Origin of the sequence: Bradyrhizobium sp. BRP22, from assembly GCF_020194175.1 — a bacterium.
In the GTDB taxonomy this organism is placed as follows: domain Bacteria; phylum Pseudomonadota; class Alphaproteobacteria; order Rhizobiales; family Xanthobacteraceae; genus Bradyrhizobium.
In genome coordinates, this window is sequence record NZ_JADYVX010000020.1 from 25,139 (window position 1) to 49,074 (window position 23,936).

Here is a 23,936-nt window from a genome sequence, read left to right on the forward strand (position 1 = left end):
TCAACGCGTGTGGCGGAACCGGTCAACGAGTTCGGCGAAGGCTCCTGCGAATGGATGGAACGTGAAGCGTACGGTGTGGTGTCCCGGCGGAAGCGCGACGGCACGAAAGACAGCGTTGGCCCGCAATATCTCGCGCGGCTTGCCATCCACCGTTGCGCGCCACCAGGGATGCCAGACGTCGTTGAGCAGCAGCAGGCCGCCCGACGGCGCGTCGACATCGATGTCGATTTCCGTGTTCTCATAGCGGGTCAAGCGTGCCGTGCCCGGCGCCGCGCCGGCTGCGCTTGCGCGCGGCAGCGCGGGTGCGCGTTTGAGCAGGACGGTGCGGCGCGGATCGACGTCCGCCGGCCAGCCCTTGGCGAGAAGCTGATCGAAATCCGCGATGCGCCAGTCGGTGACCACCATCACGCGCGGCAGCGCCCGGGAATTCTCGTAGACATAGGCGTCCGGGGTACGCGCGACGAGCGTGAGGTCGCCGGGGGCAAGCGATGGATCAACCTTCTCGATCGGCACGCCGACGGCGACGAAGCGCAAGCCGAACAGATCGGCGAAGGCCGAGCGATAGGACGGAAACAGCGGCGAGAACCGGCGCTGGTCGTAGTCCACAACCGTATCGCCCACGCGGGTGGCGTCGTAGAACCATTTGAGGCGCAGCGGATTGTGTCCGAACACGTGGTCGCAGCCGTGGATCATGCACAGGTTCGGCCAATGATAGGCGATGCCGATCAGTTCGACGCGATCGCGCCGGTCGGGCGCTGAATCGGCCGCAAGCTTCGATTTCAGCAGCGCCAGCGTCGGATTCCTGGTGTCGGGGCGCAGCGCATCGAATGTCGAAGGCGCCATCGCGGTTGAAATATGCGGCGCATTGTTCCAGGCGAGGTCGACGACCGAGAACGAGGTGAGCAGCAGCATCGCGGCGAGCGGCGAGACACCGTTCAGCCGCCGCGCGAAGATCAGGGCCGCGACCGCGCCGGCGGTAAGGGCGAGCGCGGTGACGACAGGTACGATCACTAGTGCGATGGAAACGACCGTGTGGGCGAGCCACAACGCCATCGCAACGAGCACAACAGGCACAGCCAGCTCGATTGCCCGCTGCCTCTTCGTGGGTTGCGGCACCGTGCCTTCGAGCCAGCGGTGCACGAGATAGCCGGCCATGATGGCGAGCAAGGCCCCGATGACAAACGTCGCATCTGCGGGACGCCGGTACAGCATCACGCCCGGCAACCATTCATACATCGCATGGAACACCGGCGTGTACCAGCCGAGCGCGTAGAGCAGGACGCCGCCGGCAGCGATCGAGAAGAAGCGGATGTCGCGCGACCAGGCGAGGCGGCGCACGATGCCGAACGAGACGATGACGACGAGCAGCAGCGCGCCCGCGTAGATCAGGCCCATGTTCTGCGCGAGCGAGAGATCGGCGCCACCAAGCGTCGTCTTCCAGTACGACGTCGCCGGCCCCCAGTAGTCGATCACCGGATCCATCGCACCGTAGAGATCCGCGAAAGCAAGCGTCAGGAGATGCGCGGGATGCAGCGATCCCTGACCCGCGAGCATCCAGCCGATCTCGGGCCGGTTCGAGCGCTCGGCGAGCAGCGCCGTCAGCGTGACAGGAACGGCGGCGATGAGGATGCCGACCAGGCCGCAGGCCGCAAGCGGCTTGAGGCTCGCGCGCATGCGCTTGCGCCAGTCGTCACCCTCGATCCAGTGGTGCACGACCAGGCCGACCAGGACATAAAGCGAGATCAGCGCAACCTGGTCCCGCCCCAGGGCGAGCAGGCCGCCGAACACACCTGCCGCGAGGCCGGCGCGCCATGACGAGCGCTCGAGCGCGCGCGACAGCATCCAGAGTGTCAACGGCAGATAGGCCAGGCTGATGATCTGGCCGGTATGCTGTAGCCGTGAATTCGCCGCGCCGCCAAAGGCAAAGGCGAGCGCGGCGACAAGCGCACCGGCCGCGTGCCAGCCGCGATCCCGGAAATACAGAATGATGGCGACGCCACCAAGCAGCAGGTAGACGAAGGTCAGGCCGTCGACCGCGCGGAAGCCTGGCTTCGGATCAAAATAGGCAAGCAGGAAATGCAGCGGCGAGAAGATCAGCGACTGCGGATCGGAGATGAGCGGCCAGCCCGCGAACACGTTGGGCGTCCAGAATGGCGACTGGCCGTTCGCCAGCGAGGTGGCGAGAAATTGCACCGGCGGCAGGAACTGCGACTTGGCGTCCCAGGGAATTGTGACATGCCCGGACAACCACGGCCACGCCGGTATCAGAAAGGCGAGCGCGAACAGCGCGACGGTGAGACCGAGCGGAAATTTGCCCGCCGAAACTGCCGGCTCGGTACCGCTGAGCCACGGCGCCGCCTGCGAGGGCAAGGACGATGTGGCCGAGGGATCGTCGATCCACGACAGCGATCGTGCTTTGCGCTTCGGTCGCCCGAGCGATCCGTCGCCAAGGTCGGTTCCCATCTACGGCCTTTTGTTTGACGGAGGCGTGGGCCTGGTCCTGGACTGGATCGCATCCGGGCTGCGGCAATCGCCGGCGTTCCGCTTGCCATCCGCGTGCCGGCTTCGCCTTTCGCGCGAAGAGCTCGCTGCAGGCACCACGTCAACCGCGATTGCGCTCAAACTTGCTGCTGCACCCCGTCACGGAGAGTGTACTTGATCTCGTGAGAATGCCCCGACAGGACCATCAGCAGAGGGCACTCACTGTAAAGACTGGATATACGGAATTTCTGTGGCGACGATATCGCCGGAACGACGACCATTTATGTGCGCGGCGCCAGCGCCACACCGCTCTCGCTGCCGGAGCAGCCTGTCTCAGCCGGCCTCGGCCGTCGCCAATGGCGGCAGGTTTTCGCATCTGCGCGTGAGGTCGATGAGCTGGCGCAGGCCGGGCGGCGGTTGCCGGCGGCTCGGATAGTAGATCGTGAAGGGCGGGCCGTCCGAGGCCCATTCCGGCAGCAGGATTTCCAGCGCACCGGATGCGACTTCGGCTTCGACCCGCCGTTCCAAACAATAGACAAATCCGACACCGCGTAACGCCATGTCGACCGCATGCTCGGTCTCGTTGGCGCATACGGGCCCTCGGACATCGAGCCGGATCATGGAATCGCCATTGCCCAGTTCCCACGGGAAGTTGCGGTTGTCGCCGACACGCATCTCGACGCACGGAAGCTGCAGCAGATCGCCGGGAGCATCCGGACGGCCAGCCCGCGCGATCAGTTCGGGCGAGCCGACCACGACCCACTTCAGCGGTTTCGTCAGGGCGATTCCCACCATGTCCAGCGGCACGCGATCACCGTAGCGGATGCCGGCGTCAAAACCTTCCGCGATGATCTCGACCAGGCGGTCCTCGACGATCACGTCGAGGTGCATGCCTGGAAACTCCTTGCAGTAGCGCGGCAGCACCGGACCGAGAACGAGGCGCGCGGCGTCGCGAAGAACGTTGAGACGAAGCCGCCCCACCGGGACACGCCGATGGTTCTCCAGCGCGCTCAAGCCATCGCGGATGGTGCGAAATCCGGTCTCCAATTCGGCGGCGAGCGCGGCGCCGGCGTCGGTCGGCCGGATGGAGCGGCTGGAGCGATGCAGCAGCCTCACGCCCAGATCGGACTCCAGCTTGCGCAGCCGATGACTCAAGGCGGACGCACTCACGCCGAGCTCGATGCCCGCTTTGGCGAGGCTGCCACGGCGGACGATCGTCAGGAACACGTTCAAGTCCGCCAGCATGTTCCGGTCGAGCGGTTTCATGAACGGCCCCTCAAGGCGTCGTTGAGCTGTACTCAACGAACCTACCCTGGTGACCGCCGTTTTACGACCCATACTCAAGCTCAGCGAAGTCCGGCGTCGGACGCGGGTGCAATCCGGCCTGATCTCGTCGGGCATCTCAACCGAAGGAGACACGTGATGACGAAACGAACTGGCAGTCGCAGGGATTTCCTCACCGTCGCTGCGGCAGCGGTCGGGGCGCTTGCGGCACCATCCTTGGTTACAGCCGCCGCCAATAGCAAAGGAGACAATCGCATGGCACAGACAAATCGGGCCACACAACTTTTCAAGCCGCAATTCCGCTTCGGGCTCGGCGGCGTCCCGCTTGGCAACGAGTTCAACAAGGTCACGGACGACGATGCCGAGGCGACGCTCGAGGCCGCATGGAGCGCCGGCGTGCGTTATTTCGACGTGGCGCCCTGGTATGGCTTCGGACTGTCCGAGCGCCGCTTCGGCCATTTCCTGCACAACAAGCCGCGCGGCGATTACGTGCTGTCGTCCAAGGTCGGCAAGCTGTTCAAGGCCTCGAAGAACAACCGGCATGCGGACATCTTTCCACTGTCGGACTCGCCCAACGACGTCACCTACGACTACACCGCCGACGGTGTTCGCCGTTCGATCGAGGACAGCCTGCAGCGGCTCGGCGTCGATAGCCTCGACGTGGCATTCGTCCACGACATCTCGCCGGATTTTCCATACTTCCCGACCTCATGGCAGGAGCAGTTCGCGATCGCCGAGCGCGGCGCGTTTCCTGCGCTGTCGCGCATGCGCGAGGAAGGCATCATCAAGGCCTGGGGCATCGGCGTGAATTGCCCCGAACCGATCCTGCGCGTGATCGACGTTGCCGATCCCGACGTCTGTCTATGCGCTTCGCAGTACTCGCTGATCGACCATGCCAATGCCGTCAATCAGGTGTTCCCCGCGGTGCGGAAGAAGAATGTGTCGCTGGTGATCGGCTCGGCGCTGAACGCAGGCTTCATCTCCGGCAGTCCGCGCTACAATTACGGGCCGAACAACTACAAGATCTCCCCGGCCCATATCGAGAAGCGTGACCGCCTCCGCGCCGCCGCCGCCCGCCACGGCGTCGATCTGCGCACGGCGGCGCTGCAGTTCTCATCAGCCCCTGACGTTGTCGTCGCCCTGGTCGTGGGCGCGAGCAGCCACCGGCAGATCCTCGAGGACTACAACTCGATGCAGGCCAGGATCCCTGCGGAGTTCTGGCAGGAGTTGAAGGAAAGCGGGCTCATCGAACAGGCAGCCGCAACCCCGGCCTGACAGCCGGGGCAATGGCGACGATACTGCGCCGCTGCCTGCGATCAAACTCGGCATTTGACCTGCGTCAATGCCGAGCAGGTGGGTCGAGCGGTAGCTGTGTATCCAGGTTCGCAATGGAGCGCAGCAATGACGGCGCGGAATCCGCCGCGCGGCTATACGGCTGCGCAGATTCTCCTGCACTGGGTGATCGCCGTATTGGTCGTGTTCCAGCTCATCTTCGGCGAGGACATTGTTCCGGCATACAGGGCGGTGCGCCGTGGCACCGAGGCTTTACCATCCGATATCCTCAGAGCCGACGTTCACATCTATGTCGGATTCACGATTCTGGTCCTGGCCATGGCGCGACTTGCGATCCGTCTGATGCTCGGGGCCCCGCCCGCGCCGGCGGGCGAGAGCGCCGTCCAGAAATGGATCGCCGCCGCAACCCATTTCATTCTCTACGCAACGATCTTCCTGATGCCGGTGACCGGCGCGCTCGCGTGGTATCTCGGCATTGGCGCGATCGGCAAGATGCATGAGCTTGCCAAATCGGTCATCATCGCCGCCGTGGTCCTGCATGCGTCCGGCGCGCTGTGGCAGCACTTCGTTGCCAAGACCGACGTCCTCGTCAGGATGCTGCGGCCTGGTGCCGGGCGGGCGACCTGATTCCCTCAACCAGCGAATTGCACGGGCCGGGCCAGCTTTCTGTCGCCGGCTTTCTGTGTTATGTCGCTGCGGTCAACATTGATTCCGCTGCGGAATTCCCGACGGAATCTGGCTCTTGCCTAGAGGGACAGGCTCCGTGGCGCCCATCCAATACATCGTCGAGGGCGGTCATCGGCTCTCCGGCACGATCGAGCCGTCCGGCAACAAGAATGCGGCGCTGCCGATCATCGCGGCGGCGCTGCTGACCGAGCATCCGGTGACGCTGACGAATGTGCCGCGGATCCGCGACACCGAGACGCTGGTCGAGCTGGCCCGCTCTGTCGGCGCCTCGGCCGAGTGGACCGAGCGCAACACGCTCGCAATTCATGCCAAGGAGATTCGCGCCGCCGATCTCGATCCGGAACTGTGCGCGCGGATCCGCGCCTCGATCCTGCTCGCAGGTCCCCTGCTCGCCCGCTGCGGCGAGGTCGCCTTGCCGCCGCCCGGCGGTGACGTGATCGGCCGCCGCCGCCTCGACACGCATTTCCTCGCTTTCGAGCAATTAGGGGCCAGCGTCACCGCGACCCACCGCCTTGAGTTCCGCGCCTCCCGCCTGAAGGGCGCCGACGTGTTCCTCGACGAGCCCAGCGTCACGGCGACCGAGAACGCGCTGGTCGCAGCGGTGGCCGCGCGCGGCACCACCTATCTGCGCAACGCCGCCTCCGAACCGCATGTGCAGGATCTCGCGCATTTCCTGGTCGCGCTCGGCGCCAAGATCGAGGGCATCGGCACCAACACCATCATCGTGCACGGCCCGGCCACGCTCGGCGGCACCAGCTACGCCATCCAACCCGACCACATCGAGGTCGGCTCGCTGATCGGGCTTGCGGCGGTGACGCGCTCACCGCTCCGCATCGCGCGCGCCGGCGTCGAGCATCTGCGCTCGATCCGGATGGGTTTCGAGCGGCTCGGCATCGTCTGCGGCGTCGAAGGCGACGACCTCGTCGTGCCCTCGGGCCAGACCATGAAGATCCACGACGATTTCGGCGGCCATGTGCCGAAGCTGGAGGACCAGCCGTGGCCGGCCTTCCCGGCCGATTTGATGTCGATCGCGATCGTCACCGCGACCCAGTGCGACGGCGTCATCCTGATGTTCGAGAAAATGTTCGAATCGCGGATGTTCTTCGTCGACAAACTGATCGCGATGGGCGGGCGCATCGTGCTCTGCGATCCGCATCGCGCCATCGTCGCCGGCCCGAGCCGGCTGCGCGGCGCGCCGATGACCTCTCCCGATATCCGCGCCGGCATGGCGATGCTGCTCGCGGCGGTCTGCGCCGAGGGCACGTCCACCATCAACAATGCCGACCAGATCGAGCGCGGCTACGAGCGGATTGAAGAGCGGCTGAACGCGCTCGGCGCCCGGATCAAGCGCGTGCCCGAGCGCGTGCGGTAAATTGGAACAATCGGGCGACCTATCCGTTGCACCGCCACTCTCCCACAGGCAGGTGTGGCCATGCGCGTTCGTCTGCCAAGATTTCTTCAGATCACCGGCGGCAGCGACGCCGCCAATCTCACCCTTGCCGCAGCAGCAGTCCTGGCACTAACGATTTCGCTCTGGCTCGCGCATGGCAACCAGAGCCCGGGCGACGTCGCCGGCATCCCGGTCGTGATCCCGCACCATTCGGTGGTGCTTCTGACCAGCGAGCGGGCACATGTCCGCGATCCCAAGGTCGGGCGCATCTCCGATGGCTTCATCGAGTCTCAGGAGCGTGAAATCAGCGCCATGAGGCAATCTGTCGGCAATTTCGAAACCGGCGCGGTTCCCACCGACGCCAAGGGCCTGCCGCTGCGGCCAGGCAATTAGGGCATATGGGCGAGCCCGTAGCCCGGGTGGAGCGAAGCGCAACCCGGATAGCTGCATCAGCAATTGCGACCGGCCCCGGCACGCTGGCGCTTCACCCCGGGCTACGGCGCCGCGACCGAATAGCGGCCTTTCTGCCACCTTTTCGGCTCGCTGCCGTGCTATTCTGGTTCCATGACCTCAACCGAGAACATCGAACGCGCTTCGGTGGCGCAGCGTGTCGCTGTGCGTGCGCCTCGCCACCATTTGCTCGACGAGCTCGCCGAGACCCTGCGTCTCGCGCTGCCACTGGCGCTGACGCAGCTCGGCCAGATCGCGATGATGACGACCGACCTCGCCTTCATCGGCCGGCTCGGCGACGAGGCGGTCGCCGCCGCGGCATTGGCGGGAACGGTCTACTTCGTCAGCTTCACCTTCGGCATGGGGCTGATGTCCGCCGTCGCTCCGCTGGCGGCACAAGCCTTCGGCGCGCGCGATCCGCGCATGGTCCGGCGTTCGCTTCGCGTCGGGCTATGGGCTGCACTGTTGATCACCTTGCCGCTGATGGTGTTGCCGTTCTGCGGCGAGCAGATCCTGCTCGCACTCGGCCAGTCCGCCACCGCCGCGCAGCTTGCGCAGCAATATCTCTTCGGCCTCGCCTGGGGCATGCTGCCGGCGCTGTGGTTCATTGCGATCCGCGGCTTCATGAGCGCGGTCAACCGGCCCGAGCCGGTGCTGTGGATCACGCTCGCGGCGATACCGGCCAATGCGCTGCTGGTTTATCTCCTGCTCTATGGCGCTTCATATGGTGCCTGGGAATTGCCGTCGCTCGGGCTGTTTGGGGCCGGCGTTGCCACCTCGATCGTCAACCTCGGCACCTTCCTCGCCGGCCTGTGGTTCGCCTACCGCCGCCCGCCGTTCCGGAAATATCAGGTGCTCGGCCGCGTCTGGCGCGTCGACTGGCCGCTGATGCGGCAACTCGTCATTGTCGGGGCGCCGATCTCGATGTCCTTCCTGCTGGAATACGGCCTGTTCGGCGCCGCCGGGCTGTTGATGGGTCTGATCTCGACGGCCGCGCTGGCCGCGCATCAGATCGCGCTGCAGATCGCGGCCATCCTGTTCATGGTGCCGTTCGGCATCGGCATGGCGGCGACCGTGCGGGTCGGCCACGCGGTCGGGCGCGCCGATGCGTCCGCGGTCAAACGCGCGGGGCTCGTTGCAACCGGGCTCGGCATCGCCTTCATGTCGGCCATGACGCTCTGCGTCATTCTCGGACGATACGCGATCGCCGAAATCTTCCTCGGCGAAGCCGCCGAAGCGACTGCGCAATTGACGGCCTCGCTGCTCCTGGTCGGCTCGACCTTCTTCATCGCCGACGGCGTGCAGACGGTCGCGGCCGGCGCGCTGCGCGGCATGAACGACACCCGCCTGCCGCTGCTGTTCGCCACGATCAGCTACTGGCTGATCGGGTTCACCTCCGCATGCCTGCTCGGATTCATGACCACGCTCGGCGCCGTCGGCATCTGGATCGGACTGTCGGCCGGAACCGCGGCCTATGCCGTTCTGCTGATCCTGCGCTTCCGCCTGCTGACCGACAGATTGGCGGTGTGATGAAAGCGCGCGAAGTCACGCCCGATATCGATCCTGGCCCGCTGCTCGCCGGCGCAGAGTTCATCGACGCCTTTCGTATCGCCGTCGACGGCACCACGCTCGATGCGCGCAAGGCCGCTGAAAAGATGTTTGCGCGACGCCAGCCCTGGATCGAAGCGCTGTTGCGATTGCGCAATTTGATCGTTGCACCGCTTGGCCTGAAGACATCGGGCGAAGGCGACAAGGCACCCCATGGCATGGTCGGAATCTTTCCGGTTCTCAGCGAGACACCGGAGCGGCTGGTAGCGGGATTCGACGACAGCCATCTTGATTTCCGCGTCGTGGTCGATGTCATCGCGCATGCCGGCGGCCAGGAGGTCACCACCACCACGCTGGTAAGAACGCACAACTGGCTCGGCCGGACCTATCTCGCGATCATCCTGCCCTTTCACCGCCTGGTCGTCGCCGCAATGCTGCGGCAGGTCGTGCTTTAGGTTCAAACCGCATCGCGCACCGGGGCGAGTACTTATGACCCCGGGCCGGTGATCAGAGCGCGCAGAAGTCCGCTGTACCGCTGATAGCGAACCTCACTGGAGGTTCGGAGTTGGCCATGAGCAGACCTCGAGGGCAGTCATATATGCTGATGCGCGCTCTGCGCTATCTGATATTCTCACCGCGGGCCCTGCGACCAGCATTGGACGGTCTGGCAATGGAGGTGACCTTGGCTCGCAACCGGGCGAAGAGCCGAACGCGAGATCGCAAGCTTCATTCGACCGGCGCGAAGGCGCGCGTTGGTCGAGCTATCAAAAGCCGCGCCGATCTCGAACGGCAGCTTAAAGCATGCAAACGGGAGATCGCTAACGCGCGAGAGCGCTTGATCGAGGCTACGAAGCAGCAAACTGCCACCTCCGAGATGCTGCGCATCATCTCGGATTCGCCGCTTCAGTCGGTGCTGGAAACGGTGGCCGAACATGCCGCACGCCTCTGCGACTCGAACAATGCGGAGATCTACCGCCTGGAGAACAACCTACTTCGCTTGGTGGCTTCATACGGGGAGCTTCCGGTGCATATTCAAGCCCGTGAGGGATTCCCCTTAAATCGCGACAGGGTGATAGGACGAGCTGTATGTGATCGGCGGTCGGTTCACGTCCACGATCTCGCCGCAGAAGATAGCGAGTACCCGTCGGGCAGCAGTGACGCAAAACGCCAGGGCCATCGCACCACGCTCGGGACACCGTTGCTGCGCGAGCGAACCCCCATTGGAGGAATTCTGTTCCGGCGATGGGAGGTCCGGCCATTCTCCGACAACCAGATCGCGCTGCTCGAGACATTCGCCGATCAGGCGGCGATCGCGATCGAAAACGTGCGCCTGCTCGAAATCGAGAAGCAACGCACGCTGGCGCTTGCGCACGCCAATCGCGTCGCCACCATGGGCCAACTCGCAGCTTCGATCGCCCATGAAGTGAAGCAGCCGGTCGCTGCGATGGTGACCAACGCGCAGGCCGGACTGAGCTGGCTGGGCGCTCAGCCGCCAAATCTGGAAAAAGCCCGACAGACATTCGGTTATATCGTTAGCGACGGCATGCGGGCCGGCGATGTCGTCGAACGAATCCGGGACATGATCAAAAAAGCGCAACCGAGGAAGGAAATCCTGAACATCAACGATGCAATCCGCGAGGTCATTGAGCTCGCCCGCGGCGAAACGATGAAGAACGGCATTTCGGTGCACACGGATATGGAAGAAGGCGCACAACCGTTGGTAGGCGATCGGGTGCAACTCCAACAAGTGATGCTGAATCTCGTGATGAATGCAGTCGAAGCTATGAACACTACTGGCGAGGGCGCGAGAGAGTTGCTTATCAGTACCCGGAAAACGGAATCCGACGTGATTCTCGTCGCGGTGCGAGATTCGGGACCAGGACTGACACTGGAGACTCTCGATCACCTTTTCGACGCCTTCTACACGACCAAGCCTGGCGGTCTTGGATTGGGGCTGTCGATTTGTCGCTCGATCATCGAAGCGCATGGGGGCCGATTGTCGGCGAAGGCCAATGTGCCTCGCGGCGCGATTTTTGAGTTCAGCCTTCCCGCCGGCCCAGACATCGCCAAGCAACCAGCTGTCGTGAGCGCTACCTGATCCCTGTGCGGTGATGACTATCCGCCAAAGATTGGCTGTCCAAACTAGCTCGGACAGCCAACTCGTTGGTTAGGCAGCTTTGGGTCACAACAACCGCTGGAGGAAAGACAGTTGAGAGCGCATACTCTTTCGCTGACGAGATCTCGTCTGAACAGATCTTCAGCCTGCCTCCCCTATTTGCCTGCTTGGGGATGGGGACTTCAGCAGCCCATTCGCCATCTCAAGCGCCTCCGCCTCTGAAGCGGCGACCAGCATCGGGTATCCCCAAAACTTCTCTGACACGATCTGGAAGGCTCTCATGCCGAGCCGCTTCGCCCGTGAAGGCTCAACATAGATCAGGGCCTTCACAAATTCGCGCAATCGCGGTTTGTGCTTCTTTGACCAGAGCGCAAGCCTTCTCTGCTCACCCGGATCGTGCTCGTGTTCGTCGATGTCGGCGTTTGCCCCCTGTCCTATGATAACGAACGGCGTGCCACGATCGAGGAGGGCTTCGAAGGCAGCGAAGGCCTCGTCGGCCGTTCCTGCCAGGCCCTGATCGTAAGATAGCCTTACAATCGGAAAAGTCGCGGTATTCAACAGCATCATCACCCCTATCGGTCAGGTTTGCGCAGCGTGGTTCAATTCGCGTGCGCATGACTAGTGACGATAGTTTGGATGATGCCTCAACTCATTCATCCAAGGCGCCAAAGCATTACCCAAAACAGACAATCACTGCGACCGGCAACCAGATGCTGCGTTGCCAGCGCCTTGGCGGCATTTTGGACGAATTCTTGGCCGCTGGCCGAATTGAGCAATGGTCTGGCCGGATTGCACCATGCAGCGCCGCACCGGGCTGCTGTAGCCATTCCGTTAAACCACGGCCTGCGCGAAGCGAAGCACGATGCCAATCCACCCACAGCCCAGAGCTGTTACCGAGCGCCTGTCCAAGAGGCCTCCAAATCCCTTCGCCTCAACGGCTCTGCCCCAACCACTCCTACAAATTCGCGCGCAGCGTTTGACCAAGGCGCACCTGCGTGACTTGCTCGTCAGCAATCCCCACGATGCGACGCAGTGGATCAAGGCAGCAGCCGAGGCCGATATCATTCCCGCGCAGATCGTGTGGGGCCAGTTGCTGCTCGATGGGACGCGGGTAGCGCGTGATCCGGCGGCTGCCTTCGTCTGGTTCGAACGTGCCGCCCAATCCGGGGACCTGGACGGACAAAACATGGTTGGCCGGTGCTACGAACAAGGCTGGGGTGTCGAGCCAGATCCGAAGCTCGCGACGAAATTTTTCGAGCTGGCCGCAGCAGCCGGCCACGTCTGGGGCCAAGTCAATCTGGCGCAGATGCTGATGCGCGGCGGAAATCCGGCGGATCGGCCGCGGAGCTTCGAGCTCTTTCGGGCAGCAGCGGAAGGTGGCACCTCCAAGGCAAACCTGAAGGCAATGAATTCTCTCGCTCGATTCCTTGAAGAAGGCTGGGCCGTACCGGCCAATCCGAGAGGCGCCCTGTATTGGTATAGCCGCGCAGCGGCGCTTGGCGATCACTGGGCCCAGTACAATCTGGCCACGATCCTGCATGCTGGCGGAGACCTCGCCGGTGCTGATGTTTGGCTGGAACGGGCGGTCTCCGGTAGCGATGACGGCTTTCGCCGGCGCATTGCGCCGCTGTTGCTGGCGCGCGGCGAACTTGCGCTACGCCGGCATGGCCTCGAGGCACTTAGGCGCATAGCAGCTTCCGGCAGTGCCGCCGATGTGCAGGCGTATGCCTCCGCACTCAACGACGCTGCAGCTACACCCTCTGACCTTGAAGACGCCAGGAGGCTGTCTGAGCTACCGACAACCGATGGACGTCCGGATTCGCGGAGTTGTCCTCAGGCGTCGATCGGCCGAGGCCTTGTTGGCTATCTCGGCGGCCGTATCGCAGCGATGTCACGCCGCATCGCAAGATTATCCAACTTAACATCATCCTGCTCGAAGGGGGCTCTGTGACCATCATCGAAACCTTGCGACCAGCACTTTCCGGACTTGGGGCAGCAGCGAGCCTTGCAAACGGCTTTCTGTTCGTTACCGCCGCCAACGCGGAAGGCCAGAACAATCAACCAACGTCGGCGCCTGCGGACAAGGCTACAGCGCTTCCACCGGTCGAGGTGGACGCTCCTGTTACCAAGCGGCGACGAGCGTCGAACGCCGGCTCGAAGCCGGCCTCGAGACCTGTCTCGACCAACCATCCGAGCAAACCGGCCGAACCGCGTCCGCAGGCTGCGTCCTCGGCTATTTCGCCCGGGAATTCGCTGCAGCGGACCACTGGCCTCAGCCGTCTTTCTGATTCTCTACAAAGCACGCCGCAAACCGTCACTGTCATACCGCGCGTTGTGATCGAGCAGCAGCAAGCAGCCACCATCAATCAGGTGCTCCAATATGTGCCGGGCATTACCGTCTCCACCGGAGAAGGCGGCGGTGGCATCAACGGAGATCAGTTCCGCATCCGGGGTTTTGACGCTTCTGGCGATGTGTATGTCGACGGCTTACGCGATTTTGGTTCCTATGTGCGCGATAGTTTTGCAACCGAAAACGTATTGGTGCTGAAGGGACCCTCGTCACAGAGCTTCGGCAATGGCACGACGGGCGGCGTCATTGAGATTGAGAGCAAGAAGGCCCATCTCGGCGACCAATCATCGTTCGAAGCCTCGGCTGGGACGGGTCCCTACGGACGCGGCATCCTGGACATCAACAAGCAGATCAACGACACGACGGCGCTGAGGTTCATCGCCATGGGGAACGGGCAGGATGTTGTCGATCGCGACCACGTCTATTCCAACCGCGGCGGTGTCCTCGGCTCGCTTGGACTTGGCCTCGGCACCGAGCAATCCCTGATCTTCAACTATCTGCATCAGGACAGCGTTCAACGCCCCGATTTCGGCGTTCCGATCGTCAGCGCACCGGGCGTCGTCGGGAAGCCCGTGACGGAGTACGGAGTTCCCCGCTTAAACTATTTCGGCCGGGAAAGTGATCGCGACCACGCGACGGCCGACGTTGCAACCGCTCTCTACAAGGGCGAATTCGGCGATTGGCTCACATTAACGAACGACACGCGTGTCGGTTACTACACACGTGATCTGAAGTTTACGCCCGCGCTGTGCGCCTCTCCCGGCTTCCCGTTTCCAAGCAGTTGCGCAACCGACGTTCTGGCCGGCAATCTGGCGACGCCCTACACAATCTGGTCCGTCGGCGGGACGAAGCAGGTCAGTCACGGCGCCGAAAACATAACGACCGCCACGATGCGTTTCGACACCGGACCGTTCCGGCACAAGCTCATTGTTGGCATTGACGCCTATTCTCAACATGCGGCGACCGGCTTCTACCTTCCTTCAGGTCCGGAGCCGGTAGGGACTCTTCTCGATCCTATTTTTGCGAACTCACCCGGCTTTGCCGTGACAGCGACGTCCGGCAATCAATTGTCGGCCACGAGCTGGGATGTTGGTCCCTTCATCAGCGACCGCATGTGGTTGACGCCCATGCTGTCGATCCTGGCGGGTGTCCGATGGGACCACTACCGGGTCGACGGCCGGGTTAGCGGGTCACCCCTCGCGACCACGGCGGAGTTCGCCAGCCCAAAAGCATCCCTGATCTTCGAGCCGACGGCGCATCAAACTTACTATTTCAGCTATGCACGTTCGTTCACTCCGCCGGGCAACAACATCACGTCGCTGAGCACGTCCCTAGGTCTGTCTCAGGCGCCACTAAGCGCTGCAAACCTTGAGCCGGAAGCGGATACGACCTACGAGGTCGGCGCAAAATGGGGCCTGCTCGAAGATCGGCTCGGCGTGACCGCAGCGTTGTTCCGCGTCGATAAGAACAACGCGTCCTATACCGACCAGGCATCGGGGATACAGACGACGACCGACGACAAGGTGCGAGTCCAGGGAGTCGAGCTCGGATTGACTGGCAAGCTCACGGAAAACTGGGACGTTCAGGCCTCCTATTCGTATATGGACAGCAAGATCATCGCCTCGACAATCAACGCATTCACTCCAGTCTCGGCCGCAGGCAACCGGGTTCCGTATGTGTCTGAACATGGCCTGGCGATCTGGACCACCTATGACATCGCTCCCCTGCTGCCAAACGTGCCGGGTCACCTGCTCGTCGGCGGCGGACTCAATTATCGTTCGGACTATTACCTCAACAACCTCAATTCGTTGGTGATCCCGGCAGCGACCACGATTGATACGATGGTCTCCTACGATCCCAACGAGTGGTACCATCTTGCGCTCAAGGTCACGAATCTCACGAACAAGCTGACCTACAGCTCTGCTTTCGGAAACGGCTACGCGACTCCCGTTGCTGGCCGCAGTTTCACCCTCACCGCAGCGGTCAGGTTCTGAAAACAAATGCTCATCGAAATCCCAGACCTGCTATCCGCCGACGAAGTCAAGTCCGTACGCAGTATCATCGAAGCCGCTGACTGGATCGACGGACGGGCAACTGCGGGCGAGCTGGCGTCGCTCGCCAAACGCAATGTTCAGCTCCCAGAGGACTCGCCTCAGGCGCGCCAGGCCGGCGACATCATCCTGCGAGCTCTCGGCCGGAATGCACTGTTCAACAGTGCCGCGCTGCCCTTGCGGGTTCTTCCGCCACTCTTCAATCGATACGAGACCGGGATGTTCTTCGATGCCCATGTCGACGGCGCAGTGCGATCCGTACCTGGACTCGGCACTCGCATGCGCGCCGACCTGTCTTCAACCCTCTTCCTCACCTCACCTGATGATTATGACGGTGGCGAACTGATCATCGAAGACAGTTACGGCGTTCACGCAATAAAGTTGGCCGCCGGCAGCATGGTCCTGTATCCAGCGGGGAGCCTGCATCGTGTGAGCGAAATCACCCGAGGCGCGCGCTGGTCATCGTTCTTCTGGACTCAATCGATGATCAAGGACGAGGGGCTTCGTACAACGCTCTATGATCTCGACCGGGGCATTATTGAACTGCGCAGATCCGTCGCCGGCGATGCACAAGGCATCCTTATGCTTACAGGCGTCTATCACAATCTTCTGAGGCGATGGGCGGATTTGTGAGAGCGACTCTGGCGCTCTCACACGAACTTGGTTCGAAAGTCCAAAACTGTCCACTTCCAACTGGGTTATCGCAATGACTGATATGACAGCTGAACTCGGCGCTCAACTTGCACGTCAAAAGGCGGCGTTGCTGTGGACGCTCTGTGGACTCGGAAACACGATCTACGCAGCCATCCAAATCCTCACATTTGTGAACCACCAAATGGATAGCTCCGGTACTGCGCCGACGGTATTCGATGCGATGGCCCTTTGGTACTTCGGTGTCGCATGCTCGCTATGGATCGTGCCCCCTCTATTTCCCCTCATCACTTCGGGGCGAGCTGCGAATCTGGCCTCGCCCCTCCTGGGCAGCTTTCTGGTCGTCACCAGCGTCGCAGGCGGTCTCTTTGACGGGGTGCGCGACGGCCTTCATATCGCAGCGACAGCTGTCCTTGCCCTAGCTCTGCCCGGGATTTTTGCCGTTCGCGCATCTTGGCGATTACTGCGACTTCCAGCTGCGCCTACCCACCTTGTAAAGGAGTCGGCATCCTAGATGGCCCTGAAGCGAGCCGCCACTGCTGGTTTAGATTAGTTCAAAAATGGCGCAGTTCTGGCTGGCCGCTCTCTCGTCGATTTGCGATGGTCGATTTTGAATGACTTGGTGGCCGGTCGCCGACACAAGACGTCTGAAAGGCGGCGAGATGCTCTCCCCTTCCGTTGGGACCGACATCGATAGCGTACCCCGCACAATTGCGCTGCGAAGCGGAATGCTATCGAATGAGTGGACCTATGGTCGGCATCGGCATCGCAAGGCTCAGCTGCTGTACTCGCTACGGGGTATTCTCTGCTGCGAGACGGCCAATACAGTTTGGCTTGTACCGCCCGGATGCGCGTTATGGATCCCAGCTCAACTGGCGCATTCGGCTCGCGGCGCTGGCCTCGTAGAATGCCACTGTCTTTATATCGAACCGACCTCCGCCAAGAGCTTCCCGAAGGCGTGTTGCACCATCTCGATATCACCCCTGGTCCGGGAGTTGATCCTGAAGCTGGCTCAACTTCCGGAATGCTACCCGCTCGGAGGTCGCGAGGAGCGGCTGGTGACGACCTTGATGGACGAGCTGTCCGATGCACCGATTAGCAGCCTGAACCTGCCGATGCCAGGAAAGCCGCGACTTCGGCGTCTCGCGGAGATGCTGATAGCCGATCCGAGCGCGAAGACCTCGTTCGCGAATTGGGCAAGTGCGCTTGGCATGAGCGAGCGCACCTTAAGCCGCCTGCTTCTCCAAGAAATCGGGATGAGTTTCGGACGCTGGCGACACCAGCTTCACGTAATCCTCGCAGTGCAAAGAATAGCGAGTGGTGAAAGTGTAAAGACCGTCGCCCTAGAGCTCGGATACGAAAACGCCAGCAGTTTCGTCAATATGTTCAGGAAGACCTTGGGCAAACCTCCGGTTCGCTACCTGACCGAACATCGCACAATTCTTATCAGCAGCTGAACTGTGTAAGTCCAAAAAGCCCTAGGCCCGTTCGGGGCAGTCATTGTCGAACGTTTTCTGAGACGCCATCCTGGCTTGGACGAAAGCGGCTTTTACACCATTGAAGGCGGCAGCGTAGGATTACGGCGTTCGCTGCGAGGGAACCCCTCGTGAGCCAATTTCCGTCCGTTGGTCTCCGGGCTGTTAGCTCTAAACCTGCGGCCAGGTGAGCATGTCTGCTCAGGGTCAAAATCGGTCCTCTCATCGCTCGACTTGGACGCAAGGACATCTCCAAATGTGAAGGGTTTCGGATGCCGGCCGCATGAGGGACGGAGCGGCGTATTCGGCGGCCGGCGTCCGAAAGCCTCCACAGAAGCAGACAAATGCGGCATCGGCCTTTTCGAACCTATACGGGCCGATCGAGTTCGGCGACAAGCCGTGCCAAGCTTGCTGCAGCCCGCGGACGCGCTTCGCGCAGACGCTCAAGAACGCGTATTCCTTCGGGACTCGATGCCGCGCCGTTATCTGGGAATCCGGCGCCTGATAGCCTGTGCTCGGCGATCCATGTACGCAGCGTTTTTTCGGCCGCCCATCGCTTTGCATTTCGCAAATCCGAAAGCATATTTCTAAGCCAATCCGCAGCGACGTCTGGCGTCGAAATCGGCGCACAAAGATCGTTCTTGATCGCGTCATCGTCATAGACCGCTTCGGCATGTGCGATGAAGGCCGCGCTGAAGCTGTAACGCCCGACACGCAACATCTGGAGCGTGATCTGATCGCCATTGAAGACCGGAACTGGAGGGCATCTGCCGAATGCCTTAGCGGTACAATCCACATAGAGGACGTCCGGCGCAGCATCGACTGTGCCTTTATCAAGGACAATCGCATCGCGCTCGATCCGCCTAACACGTCCTTTGCGGACTACGTCCTTGATAGTGCTAAGCGCTTCCACTTCGAGGATCGAGAGCGTGGCGCCGCGAAACCCGGTCGGCCGCACAGTCCGATCGATGCGCAACATCTGACCTCTACGTTCCAGCCGCTCGAAGAGATCCGCGACCGAAGTGGCTTCGGCCGCCGCCTCCAACCTGTCGGCCATTCCGCCGACAGTGCGCTCGAAAAAGGCGTCGCCGGGCTGAGTCGCGTCGCGATTTTGCACCCAGGAATCTCGTGGTACGATCCATCGGATATTTTCCGGCCGAACGCCCATCTGCAGCAGCCAGGTTCCGACATCCATCGCTGTTTTGCCGCCGCCCAAGATAACGTAGCGTTGGTGCCCGGGCGCGGAAATCGGCAGCAGGTTGGGCGTTACGAGTTTGACGCCTTCGGCGACTCGAAAGGACGGGGTGTGCGTCGAGGGCACCTGGGTGTTCAAGAACGTAGCGTGCACGAGTCGCTTGCTAAACGCGACCTGCTGGATCGTGCCCGAGACGAGAGAAACGAATCGTCCGTCTCCCAGATGGTCACACATCGGAAAATACTGGACGCGACCCGAAGGCAGAAAACGCTCGTGCATCAGCCTGTCGAAATAGCTGACGATCTCCGGGCCAGAGGCCAGTTCATAGTAACCCCGATTGAGGCCGGATACGTCGATGCGGTTGCTGCCGAGTTGACGCGATCCCACGCCATAGAACGCAGACGGCTGATGTAGCCGGACAAAGGAATAGGCGTCGTTCCAGTGGCCGCCCGGCATGTGATGCCGGTCGACAATGCTGATGGTTGCATTGGTATCGGTTAACAATTGATCTGCGAAGCTCATCCCAGCGGTACCGCTGCCGATGATCAAATAATCGGTCGTCAACATTGCTATTCTCCCGGCATCTATCCCCCCAGTTATTGCCGCTATCTGGCTGCTCGTCTCTGCAATACGAAGCCAGGCAAGGCCACGAGCGTCGTCTTCACTTGTGCTGCCAACCGCAGCGGAAATTATGTCGCAGTCGTCTGAGATTGGAAATGGGCGTGCGCGGAAAATCGCGTGCACCTTGGGCCGGGATGTCGGTTCCGGGCGCTGATGCTCCGACTGGTCGCAAGATTTCAGCTTGGCCGTCAGAAGCTGCGTCGACGCCTTTATGGGTACTCGCCCTAGTCTTCGGCCGGCTCCCTCGCCGCGCCCGACGTCTCCGCCCACTCCCCGACGACGCGATCGAGATCGAGCAGGTTCTGCCGCATCTGCTCCAGCGAGAAGCCGAGCGCGAAGAAGCGCTCGGCCATGTCGCCGGGCAGGCCGCGGACCAGGCCCTCGCTGCGCACGGCGGCGACTTCGTTTGCGTAGCGCTGCAGGGCGGCATGAACAGGCGCGATCGGCGGCGCGCCCGCGCCCATCCGCAACGCTCCGGCCGCCGAGCGCAGATAGAGCGTGATCGCCTTGCTCACGTCAGACAAGGGCGCGACGAGCCGGGCCTGCAGGTTCGCGGGCAGCGGCACCACGGTGGCGCGGCCGATCATCACGACGTCGTGGCGCAGTCGCAGAATCGTCCGCAGCAGCGGGCCGGTGTCGGGACCGGATGACAGGTGCGCCGAGCGCTCGCGCTCGGCCTCCGCACCGGTCGCGTCCAGGCCGACCAGCGCGGCGCCGATGCCGTCCTGGATCCGGTGCAGGGCGTCATTGTCGCGGCCGCGGGTCAGGCCGGCGAGCAGCTCGGTGAAGGCGGCCGCGATCAGCTCCAGCACCCGCGCCGCGTTGACGCGGATCTGGCTCACCGCGCGCGACGGCAGCACCAGGAACGACACCAGAAGCCCGGTCACCGCACCGACCGCGACCTCGCTGACGCGGTCGATCGCGGACACCAGCGGATCGGCATGATGCATGGTCGGCACCAGCAGCACGATCACGGCCGTCACCGTGGCTGCACTGAGGCTGGGATTGATGGCCGCAATGAAGGCCAATGGCGCCACCGCCAGCACCAGCAGGGCCAGCAGGCCGCTCTCTCCGGAATACGGAATCAGCAGCGCGATGGCGCCGCCATAGATCGCGCCGCCGATGGTCCCGAGCATGTAGTCGCGGGTCGCCTTCAGCGACCGGCCGACGCTCATCTGGGTCACGATCAGCGAGGTCAGCACGGCCCAGAGCGGCAGCAGGAGGTTCAGCGCGACGGCCACCGCATAGGCGATGGCGGCCGCTACCGTAACCCTGACCGCCAGCGCCAATTGTCCCTTGCGGGCGCGAATCCAGCCGAACACGCGTTTCGCGACGGTCGTCATGCGACAGATTCTCTGGTGCTCACGATGATCCCACAGCTGACGTTCGGCATGGCTGATGCCCGCGGCGTGAAGGCGGCTTGAAACGTGAAACCGGCCCGCCTACCCTGTGAGGTAAAACGAGGAAACACGATGGCCAACGAAACTGCAACGCTCGCCGCCTATGTCGCTAACCTGAAATTCGCAGATATTCCACCGGAAGTATTGCAGCGCGCCAAGGTGCTGACGCTGGACTTCCTCGGCAGCACGATCCGGGCGCGGCGCGAAGCCGAATCCACGCCTTCGCTCTTGAAGATGCTGGAAGCGCTGGCGCTGGACGGCAAGGGCGAAGCCACCGTGTTCGGCGACGGCAAGACCTGGACGCCGGCGGTCGCGGCGCTGCTCAACGGCGCGCTCGGCCATTCGCTCGATTTCGACGACACGCATGCGGATTCCTCGCTGCATCCGAGCGCGCCGGTGGTGCCGGCCGCGTTTGCGGTCGGCGAGATGGTCGGCGCGTCCGGCCGCGACGTGCTGACGGCGATCGTCGCCGGCTATGAGATCTGCTGCCGGCTCGGCAATGCGCTCGATCCGACCTCGCATTATGCGCGCGGCTTCCACCCGACCGCCACCGCCGGCACCTATGGCGCAGCGGCGGCGGCTGCAAAGCTGTTCGGGTTGTCGCAGGAGCGGATCGTCGCCGCTTTCGGCGTTTCCGGCAGCCAGGCCGCAGGCTCCCTGCAGTTCCTCATCAATGGCGCCTGGAACAAGCGCTACCAGGTCGGCGCCGCCGCGATGAACGGCGTCATCGCCGCAACGCTGGCGCGCAACGATTTCGTCGGCTCGGTCGAATCGGTGGAAGGCAAGCACGGCCTCCTGGTCGGCTACAGCGACGATGCGCATCCAGACAAGGCGATTGCCGGGCTCGGCAGCATCTTTGAGACCATGAAGATCGGCGTCAAACCCTATCCAAGCTGCCGCTACACCCATGCCGCGATCGACGCGCTGATCGCGATGCGGCGCGAGCACAATCTGACGCCCGACCAGGTGAAGCGGGTCGAGATCGGCCTGCACCGCAACGGCATCACGCTGACCGGCGACGCCGCCACCAAGCGGCATCCGACCTCGATCGTCGGCGGCCAGTTCTCGATGTTCTTCACCGGCGCTGTTGCCCTCGACCAGGGCCGCTTCGGCTGGGACGATTACGGCCGGCTCGGCGATGCCGCGATCGATGCGCTCGCCGACAAGTTCGACGTGGTGCAGGACGACCGGCTGGAGATCGGCCGCACCCATCCGTTCGGCGCGCGCGTCAGCATCACCACCGATGACGGCGTGCATGAGCGGCTCAATGCCGATCCCTCCGGCGAGCCGACCTCGTTCCCCGATCCGCTGGCGATGCAGCAGAAATTCCTGACGCTCGCCCGCCCGGTGCTGAACGGCCGGGCCGATCAGTTCGCCGATGCAATCCTGTCGCTGGAACGTTTCGACCGGGTGGAAAAGGCAACGCAACTGGGCCGGCAGTAGCTTTCAAGCCGTCCATCGCTCGCGATCGGTCACCCAGATATCGGCGGTATCGCCGTTCAACTCGACCTGACCCTCGCGTTTCGCGCCAAGCCGGCGCGCCACGCTCTGCGAGGCAGCGTTGACTGGATCGATGCAATGAATGATGCGGTCGACCGCAAGGTTGGCGAACGTCCAGTCGATGGCCGCGCGCGCCGCCTCGACCGCATAGCCCTTGCCGCGACATTCCTTGGTGATGCCCCAGCCGATCTCGAACCCCGGCCATCCCGCCGGGTACCACGGACCCACACGGCCCACGTAGCGGCCGGATGATCTTTCCTCGACCGCAAACATGCCGAAACCATGCAGCGCCCAGTGGCCGGCGATGACGGCGGCATTGCGCCAGCCATTCGTTTCATTGGTCACCGCCTTGTGGTCGGGCGTGATGAAGCGCGCCGTGTCGGGATCGGCCAGCATGGCGGTATTCGGCGCGACGTCGGAAGCCTTCCACGGCCGCAGGATCAACCGCGCCGTCTCGATCGTGGGACCGCGAAGCTGCGCCTGCGCTGCACCGGACTCGAGCCAAGCGACCATTGCTTTGCATCCCTATTGACCGGAATGAGACGATTATCGGATATCCCTCAATCTAGAGGAAAAGCGCTCGTCCAGGTAGCGGCTCACCAATACTGCCGACCGGGTGTCCAGATGCACGCCATCGTCCCATCGCAGCTCGCTGCGGTCGACGTCGATCGGCAGCCAGCGGCTCCGGTCCGGAAACGCGCGATGAACGATCTCGCGCGTGATCCTGACATAGCGTGACGCTTCGATCGGCGGCGCATAGGGCATTTCCATCAGCAGCACGCGTGTGCCGCGCTGTTCCAGCGCGTCGATCAGATGGCCGAGCGTCTCGACGTTTGCCTTGGCGGCGACGCCTGGGTCCTCGGACTCCATCTCCCCGATCGCGCGCTGCAGATAGACGCGGTTGTCGAAATTGCTCGGCGGCTGCTCGAGCAGGTTTTTCAGCCTGGCCTCGATCTCCGCGTGAGTGACCGGGGCATGCACCCGGTTCTCGTATGCCGCAATGGCGGTCCGGATCGGACGCAAGAACAGCGTCTCGTGGCCTTCCCTCGTGGAGAAGCGTTTCACCAGCTCCGCATCCGGCGCGCGAGACAATATGTTGGTCTCGACGACGATCAGCCTGGGGAGCTGCCGCTGGTTGGCGATGATGTCGAGCGCCGTGATGGGCGAGCCGCCGGCGAGTGCCAGATTCCGCACGCGCGGTGTCTTGAAATATTGCTCGCCAAGCCGGACCGTCATCGAACTGCCCACGAGCACGATGTCGGGAACGGGATTGTCGACGTAGCGGTTCATGGTGACGAGCGCGCCATCGCGTGTTGTCGTCACCGGCAATTGCAACGTGTGTCCGAAGCGCGCGGTCGCGATGCCGCAGGCGAGCAGCAGCAGCGCTGCCGCGGCGGCGCTCTTGATCAACCAGGCGGTCGGTGTCGGCTGCTTGTCCATGCGA

General features: G+C 62.9%; 20 protein-coding genes and 1 pseudogene. 14 read left to right on the top strand and 7 right to left on the bottom strand.

Annotated elements, in window-relative coordinates; translation table 11 throughout:
* Positions 1-2,463, bottom strand: coding sequence for a YfhO family protein (locus I6F35_RS23280; RefSeq protein ID WP_225119993.1), 2,463 nt, complete (start codon positions 2,461-2,463; stop codon positions 1-3).
* A gap of 351 nt (positions 2,464-2,814) precedes the next feature.
* The gene (locus tag I6F35_RS23285; RefSeq protein WP_225119994.1) at positions 2,815-3,747 is read right to left on the bottom strand and encodes a LysR family transcriptional regulator; all 933 of its coding nucleotides are present in this window, start codon (positions 3,745-3,747) and stop codon (positions 2,815-2,817) included.
* A gap of 273 nt (positions 3,748-4,020) precedes the next feature.
* Between I6F35_RS23285 and I6F35_RS23290 the strand changes: the two genes are divergently transcribed.
* The 7 genes from I6F35_RS23290 to I6F35_RS23320 all read left to right on the top strand — a co-directional run bounded on the left by I6F35_RS23290 (position 4,021) and on the right by I6F35_RS23320 (position 11,231).
* Positions 4,021-5,040 carry an aldo/keto reductase gene (locus I6F35_RS23290; protein ID WP_225119995.1) on the top strand — a complete coding sequence of 340 codons (1,020 nt, stop codon included), beginning with the start codon at positions 4,021-4,023 and terminating at the stop codon, positions 5,038-5,040.
* A gap of 126 nt (positions 5,041-5,166) precedes the next feature.
* Positions 5,167-5,685, top strand: a complete 519-nt coding sequence (locus tag I6F35_RS23295; RefSeq protein ID WP_225119996.1) for a cytochrome b/b6 domain-containing protein — start codon at positions 5,167-5,169, stop codon at positions 5,683-5,685.
* A gap of 136 nt (positions 5,686-5,821) precedes the next feature.
* Positions 5,822-7,117 (top strand): UDP-N-acetylglucosamine 1-carboxyvinyltransferase, encoded by a 1,296-nt coding sequence (murA, locus tag I6F35_RS23300; RefSeq protein ID WP_225119997.1) that lies wholly within the window; start codon positions 5,822-5,824, stop codon positions 7,115-7,117.
* A 60-nt stretch (positions 7,118-7,177) separates the two neighbouring features.
* Entirely contained in the window at positions 7,178-7,528 is a 351-nt protein-coding gene (locus I6F35_RS23305) for a hypothetical protein (RefSeq protein ID WP_225119998.1), read from the top strand.
* Between the two features lie 171 nt (positions 7,529-7,699).
* Positions 7,700-9,115, top strand: a complete 1,416-nt coding sequence (locus I6F35_RS23310; RefSeq protein WP_225119999.1) for an MATE family efflux transporter — start codon at positions 7,700-7,702, stop codon at positions 9,113-9,115.
* Positions 9,115-9,588: a DUF2867 domain-containing protein gene (locus I6F35_RS23315; protein WP_225120000.1), complete on the top strand. Its 474-nt coding sequence runs from the start codon at positions 9,115-9,117 to the stop codon at positions 9,586-9,588. Before I6F35_RS23310 ends, I6F35_RS23315 begins: the two co-directional genes overlap by 1 nt.
* 143 nt (positions 9,589-9,731) lie before the next feature.
* Positions 9,732-11,231, top strand: a complete 1,500-nt coding sequence (locus tag I6F35_RS23320) for an ATP-binding protein (RefSeq protein ID WP_225120001.1) — start codon at positions 9,732-9,734, stop codon at positions 11,229-11,231.
* A 159-nt stretch (positions 11,232-11,390) separates the two neighbouring features.
* Here I6F35_RS23320 and I6F35_RS23325 read toward each other — a convergent pair whose 3' ends face one another.
* A complete protein-coding gene (locus tag I6F35_RS23325) occupies positions 11,391-11,816 on the bottom strand; it encodes a hypothetical protein (protein WP_225120002.1) in 426 nt (141 codons plus the stop codon).
* A gap of 409 nt (positions 11,817-12,225) precedes the next feature.
* Between I6F35_RS23325 and I6F35_RS23330 the strand changes: the two genes are divergently transcribed.
* The 6 genes and pseudogenes from I6F35_RS23330 to I6F35_RS23355 all read left to right on the top strand — a co-directional run bounded on the left by I6F35_RS23330 (position 12,226) and on the right by I6F35_RS23355 (position 17,758).
* Positions 12,226-13,200, top strand: a complete 975-nt coding sequence (locus tag I6F35_RS23330; protein ID WP_225120003.1) for a tetratricopeptide repeat protein — start codon at positions 12,226-12,228, stop codon at positions 13,198-13,200.
* The gene (locus I6F35_RS23335) at positions 13,197-15,593 is read left to right on the top strand and encodes a TonB-dependent siderophore receptor (RefSeq protein ID WP_225120004.1); all 2,397 of its coding nucleotides are present in this window, start codon (positions 13,197-13,199) and stop codon (positions 15,591-15,593) included. Before I6F35_RS23330 ends, I6F35_RS23335 begins: the two co-directional genes overlap by 4 nt.
* Before the next feature lie 6 nt (positions 15,594-15,599).
* Positions 15,600-16,283: a Fe2+-dependent dioxygenase gene (locus tag I6F35_RS23340; RefSeq protein ID WP_225120005.1), complete on the top strand. Its 684-nt coding sequence runs from the start codon at positions 15,600-15,602 to the stop codon at positions 16,281-16,283.
* Between the two features lie 73 nt (positions 16,284-16,356).
* On the top strand, positions 16,357-16,815 hold the full coding sequence (locus I6F35_RS23345; RefSeq protein ID WP_225120006.1) for a hypothetical protein: 459 nt from the start codon (positions 16,357-16,359) through the stop codon (positions 16,813-16,815).
* Positions 16,816-17,029: 214 nt separating this feature from the next.
* Positions 17,030-17,245, top strand: a pseudogene (locus I6F35_RS40560) (AraC family ligand binding domain-containing protein); the annotation flags it as partial.
* Between the two features lie 114 nt (positions 17,246-17,359).
* Complete coding sequence (locus I6F35_RS23355) at positions 17,360-17,758, top strand: AraC family transcriptional regulator (protein ID WP_225120084.1); 399 nt, start codon at positions 17,360-17,362, stop codon at positions 17,756-17,758.
* A 385-nt stretch (positions 17,759-18,143) separates the two neighbouring features.
* On the opposite strand, the gene I6F35_RS23360 is transcribed toward I6F35_RS23355, so the two are convergent.
* A complete protein-coding gene (locus I6F35_RS23360; RefSeq protein WP_225120007.1) occupies positions 18,144-19,538 on the bottom strand; it encodes an FAD/NAD(P)-binding protein in 1,395 nt (464 codons plus the stop codon).
* A 278-nt stretch (positions 19,539-19,816) separates the two neighbouring features.
* Positions 19,817-20,935: an FUSC family protein gene (locus I6F35_RS23365; protein WP_225120008.1), complete on the bottom strand. Its 1,119-nt coding sequence runs from the start codon at positions 20,933-20,935 to the stop codon at positions 19,817-19,819.
* Positions 20,936-21,064: 129 nt separating this feature from the next.
* Between I6F35_RS23365 and I6F35_RS23370 the strand changes: the two genes are divergently transcribed.
* A complete protein-coding gene (locus tag I6F35_RS23370; RefSeq protein ID WP_225120009.1) occupies positions 21,065-22,435 on the top strand; it encodes an MmgE/PrpD family protein in 1,371 nt (456 codons plus the stop codon).
* Between the two features lie 3 nt (positions 22,436-22,438).
* Here I6F35_RS23370 and I6F35_RS23375 read toward each other — a convergent pair whose 3' ends face one another.
* Together I6F35_RS23375 and I6F35_RS23380 are read right to left on the bottom strand one after the other, a co-directional pair.
* Positions 22,439-23,005, bottom strand: coding sequence for a GNAT family N-acetyltransferase (locus tag I6F35_RS23375; protein WP_225120010.1), 567 nt, complete (start codon positions 23,003-23,005; stop codon positions 22,439-22,441).
* A gap of 33 nt (positions 23,006-23,038) precedes the next feature.
* On the bottom strand, positions 23,039-23,932 hold the full coding sequence (locus I6F35_RS23380; protein WP_225120011.1) for a hypothetical protein: 894 nt from the start codon (positions 23,930-23,932) through the stop codon (positions 23,039-23,041).
* Positions 23,933-23,936: the final 4 nt, after the last annotated feature.

Bases quoted from the DNA above. Each gene is read 5' to 3' on its own strand.
- I6F35_RS23285 (WP_225119994.1), bottom strand. From the start codon at position 3,747: ATGAAACCGCTCGACCGGAACATGCTGGCGGACTTGAACGTGTTCCTG.
- I6F35_RS23310 (WP_225119999.1), top strand. From the start codon at position 7,700: ATGACCTCAACCGAGAACATCGAACGCGCTTCGGTGGCGCAGCGTGTC.
- I6F35_RS23375 (WP_225120010.1), bottom strand. From the start codon at position 23,005: ATGGTCGCTTGGCTCGAGTCCGGTGCAGCGCAGGCGCAGCTTCGCGGT.
- I6F35_RS23345 (WP_225120006.1), top strand. From the start codon at position 16,357: ATGACTGATATGACAGCTGAACTCGGCGCTCAACTTGCACGTCAAAAG.
- I6F35_RS23365 (WP_225120008.1), bottom strand. From the start codon at position 20,935: ATGACGACCGTCGCGAAACGCGTGTTCGGCTGGATTCGCGCCCGCAAG.
- I6F35_RS23295 (WP_225119996.1), top strand. From the start codon at position 5,167: ATGACGGCGCGGAATCCGCCGCGCGGCTATACGGCTGCGCAGATTCTC.
- I6F35_RS23370 (WP_225120009.1), top strand. From the start codon at position 21,065: ATGGCCAACGAAACTGCAACGCTCGCCGCCTATGTCGCTAACCTGAAA.
- I6F35_RS23280 (WP_225119993.1), bottom strand. From the start codon at position 2,463: ATGGGAACCGACCTTGGCGACGGATCGCTCGGGCGACCGAAGCGCAAA.
- I6F35_RS23360 (WP_225120007.1), bottom strand. From the start codon at position 19,538: ATGTTGACGACCGATTATTTGATCATCGGCAGCGGTACCGCTGGGATG.
- I6F35_RS23340 (WP_225120005.1), top strand. From the start codon at position 15,600: ATGCTCATCGAAATCCCAGACCTGCTATCCGCCGACGAAGTCAAGTCC.
- I6F35_RS23320 (WP_225120001.1), top strand. From the start codon at position 9,732: ATGCTGATGCGCGCTCTGCGCTATCTGATATTCTCACCGCGGGCCCTG.
- I6F35_RS23380 (WP_225120011.1), bottom strand. From the start codon at position 23,932: ATGGACAAGCAGCCGACACCGACCGCCTGGTTGATCAAGAGCGCCGCC.
- I6F35_RS23325 (WP_225120002.1), bottom strand. From the start codon at position 11,816: ATGATGCTGTTGAATACCGCGACTTTTCCGATTGTAAGGCTATCTTAC.
- I6F35_RS23315 (WP_225120000.1), top strand. From the start codon at position 9,115: ATGAAAGCGCGCGAAGTCACGCCCGATATCGATCCTGGCCCGCTGCTC.
- I6F35_RS23290 (WP_225119995.1), top strand. From the start codon at position 4,021: ATGGCACAGACAAATCGGGCCACACAACTTTTCAAGCCGCAATTCCGC.
- I6F35_RS23305 (WP_225119998.1), top strand. From the start codon at position 7,178: ATGCGCGTTCGTCTGCCAAGATTTCTTCAGATCACCGGCGGCAGCGAC.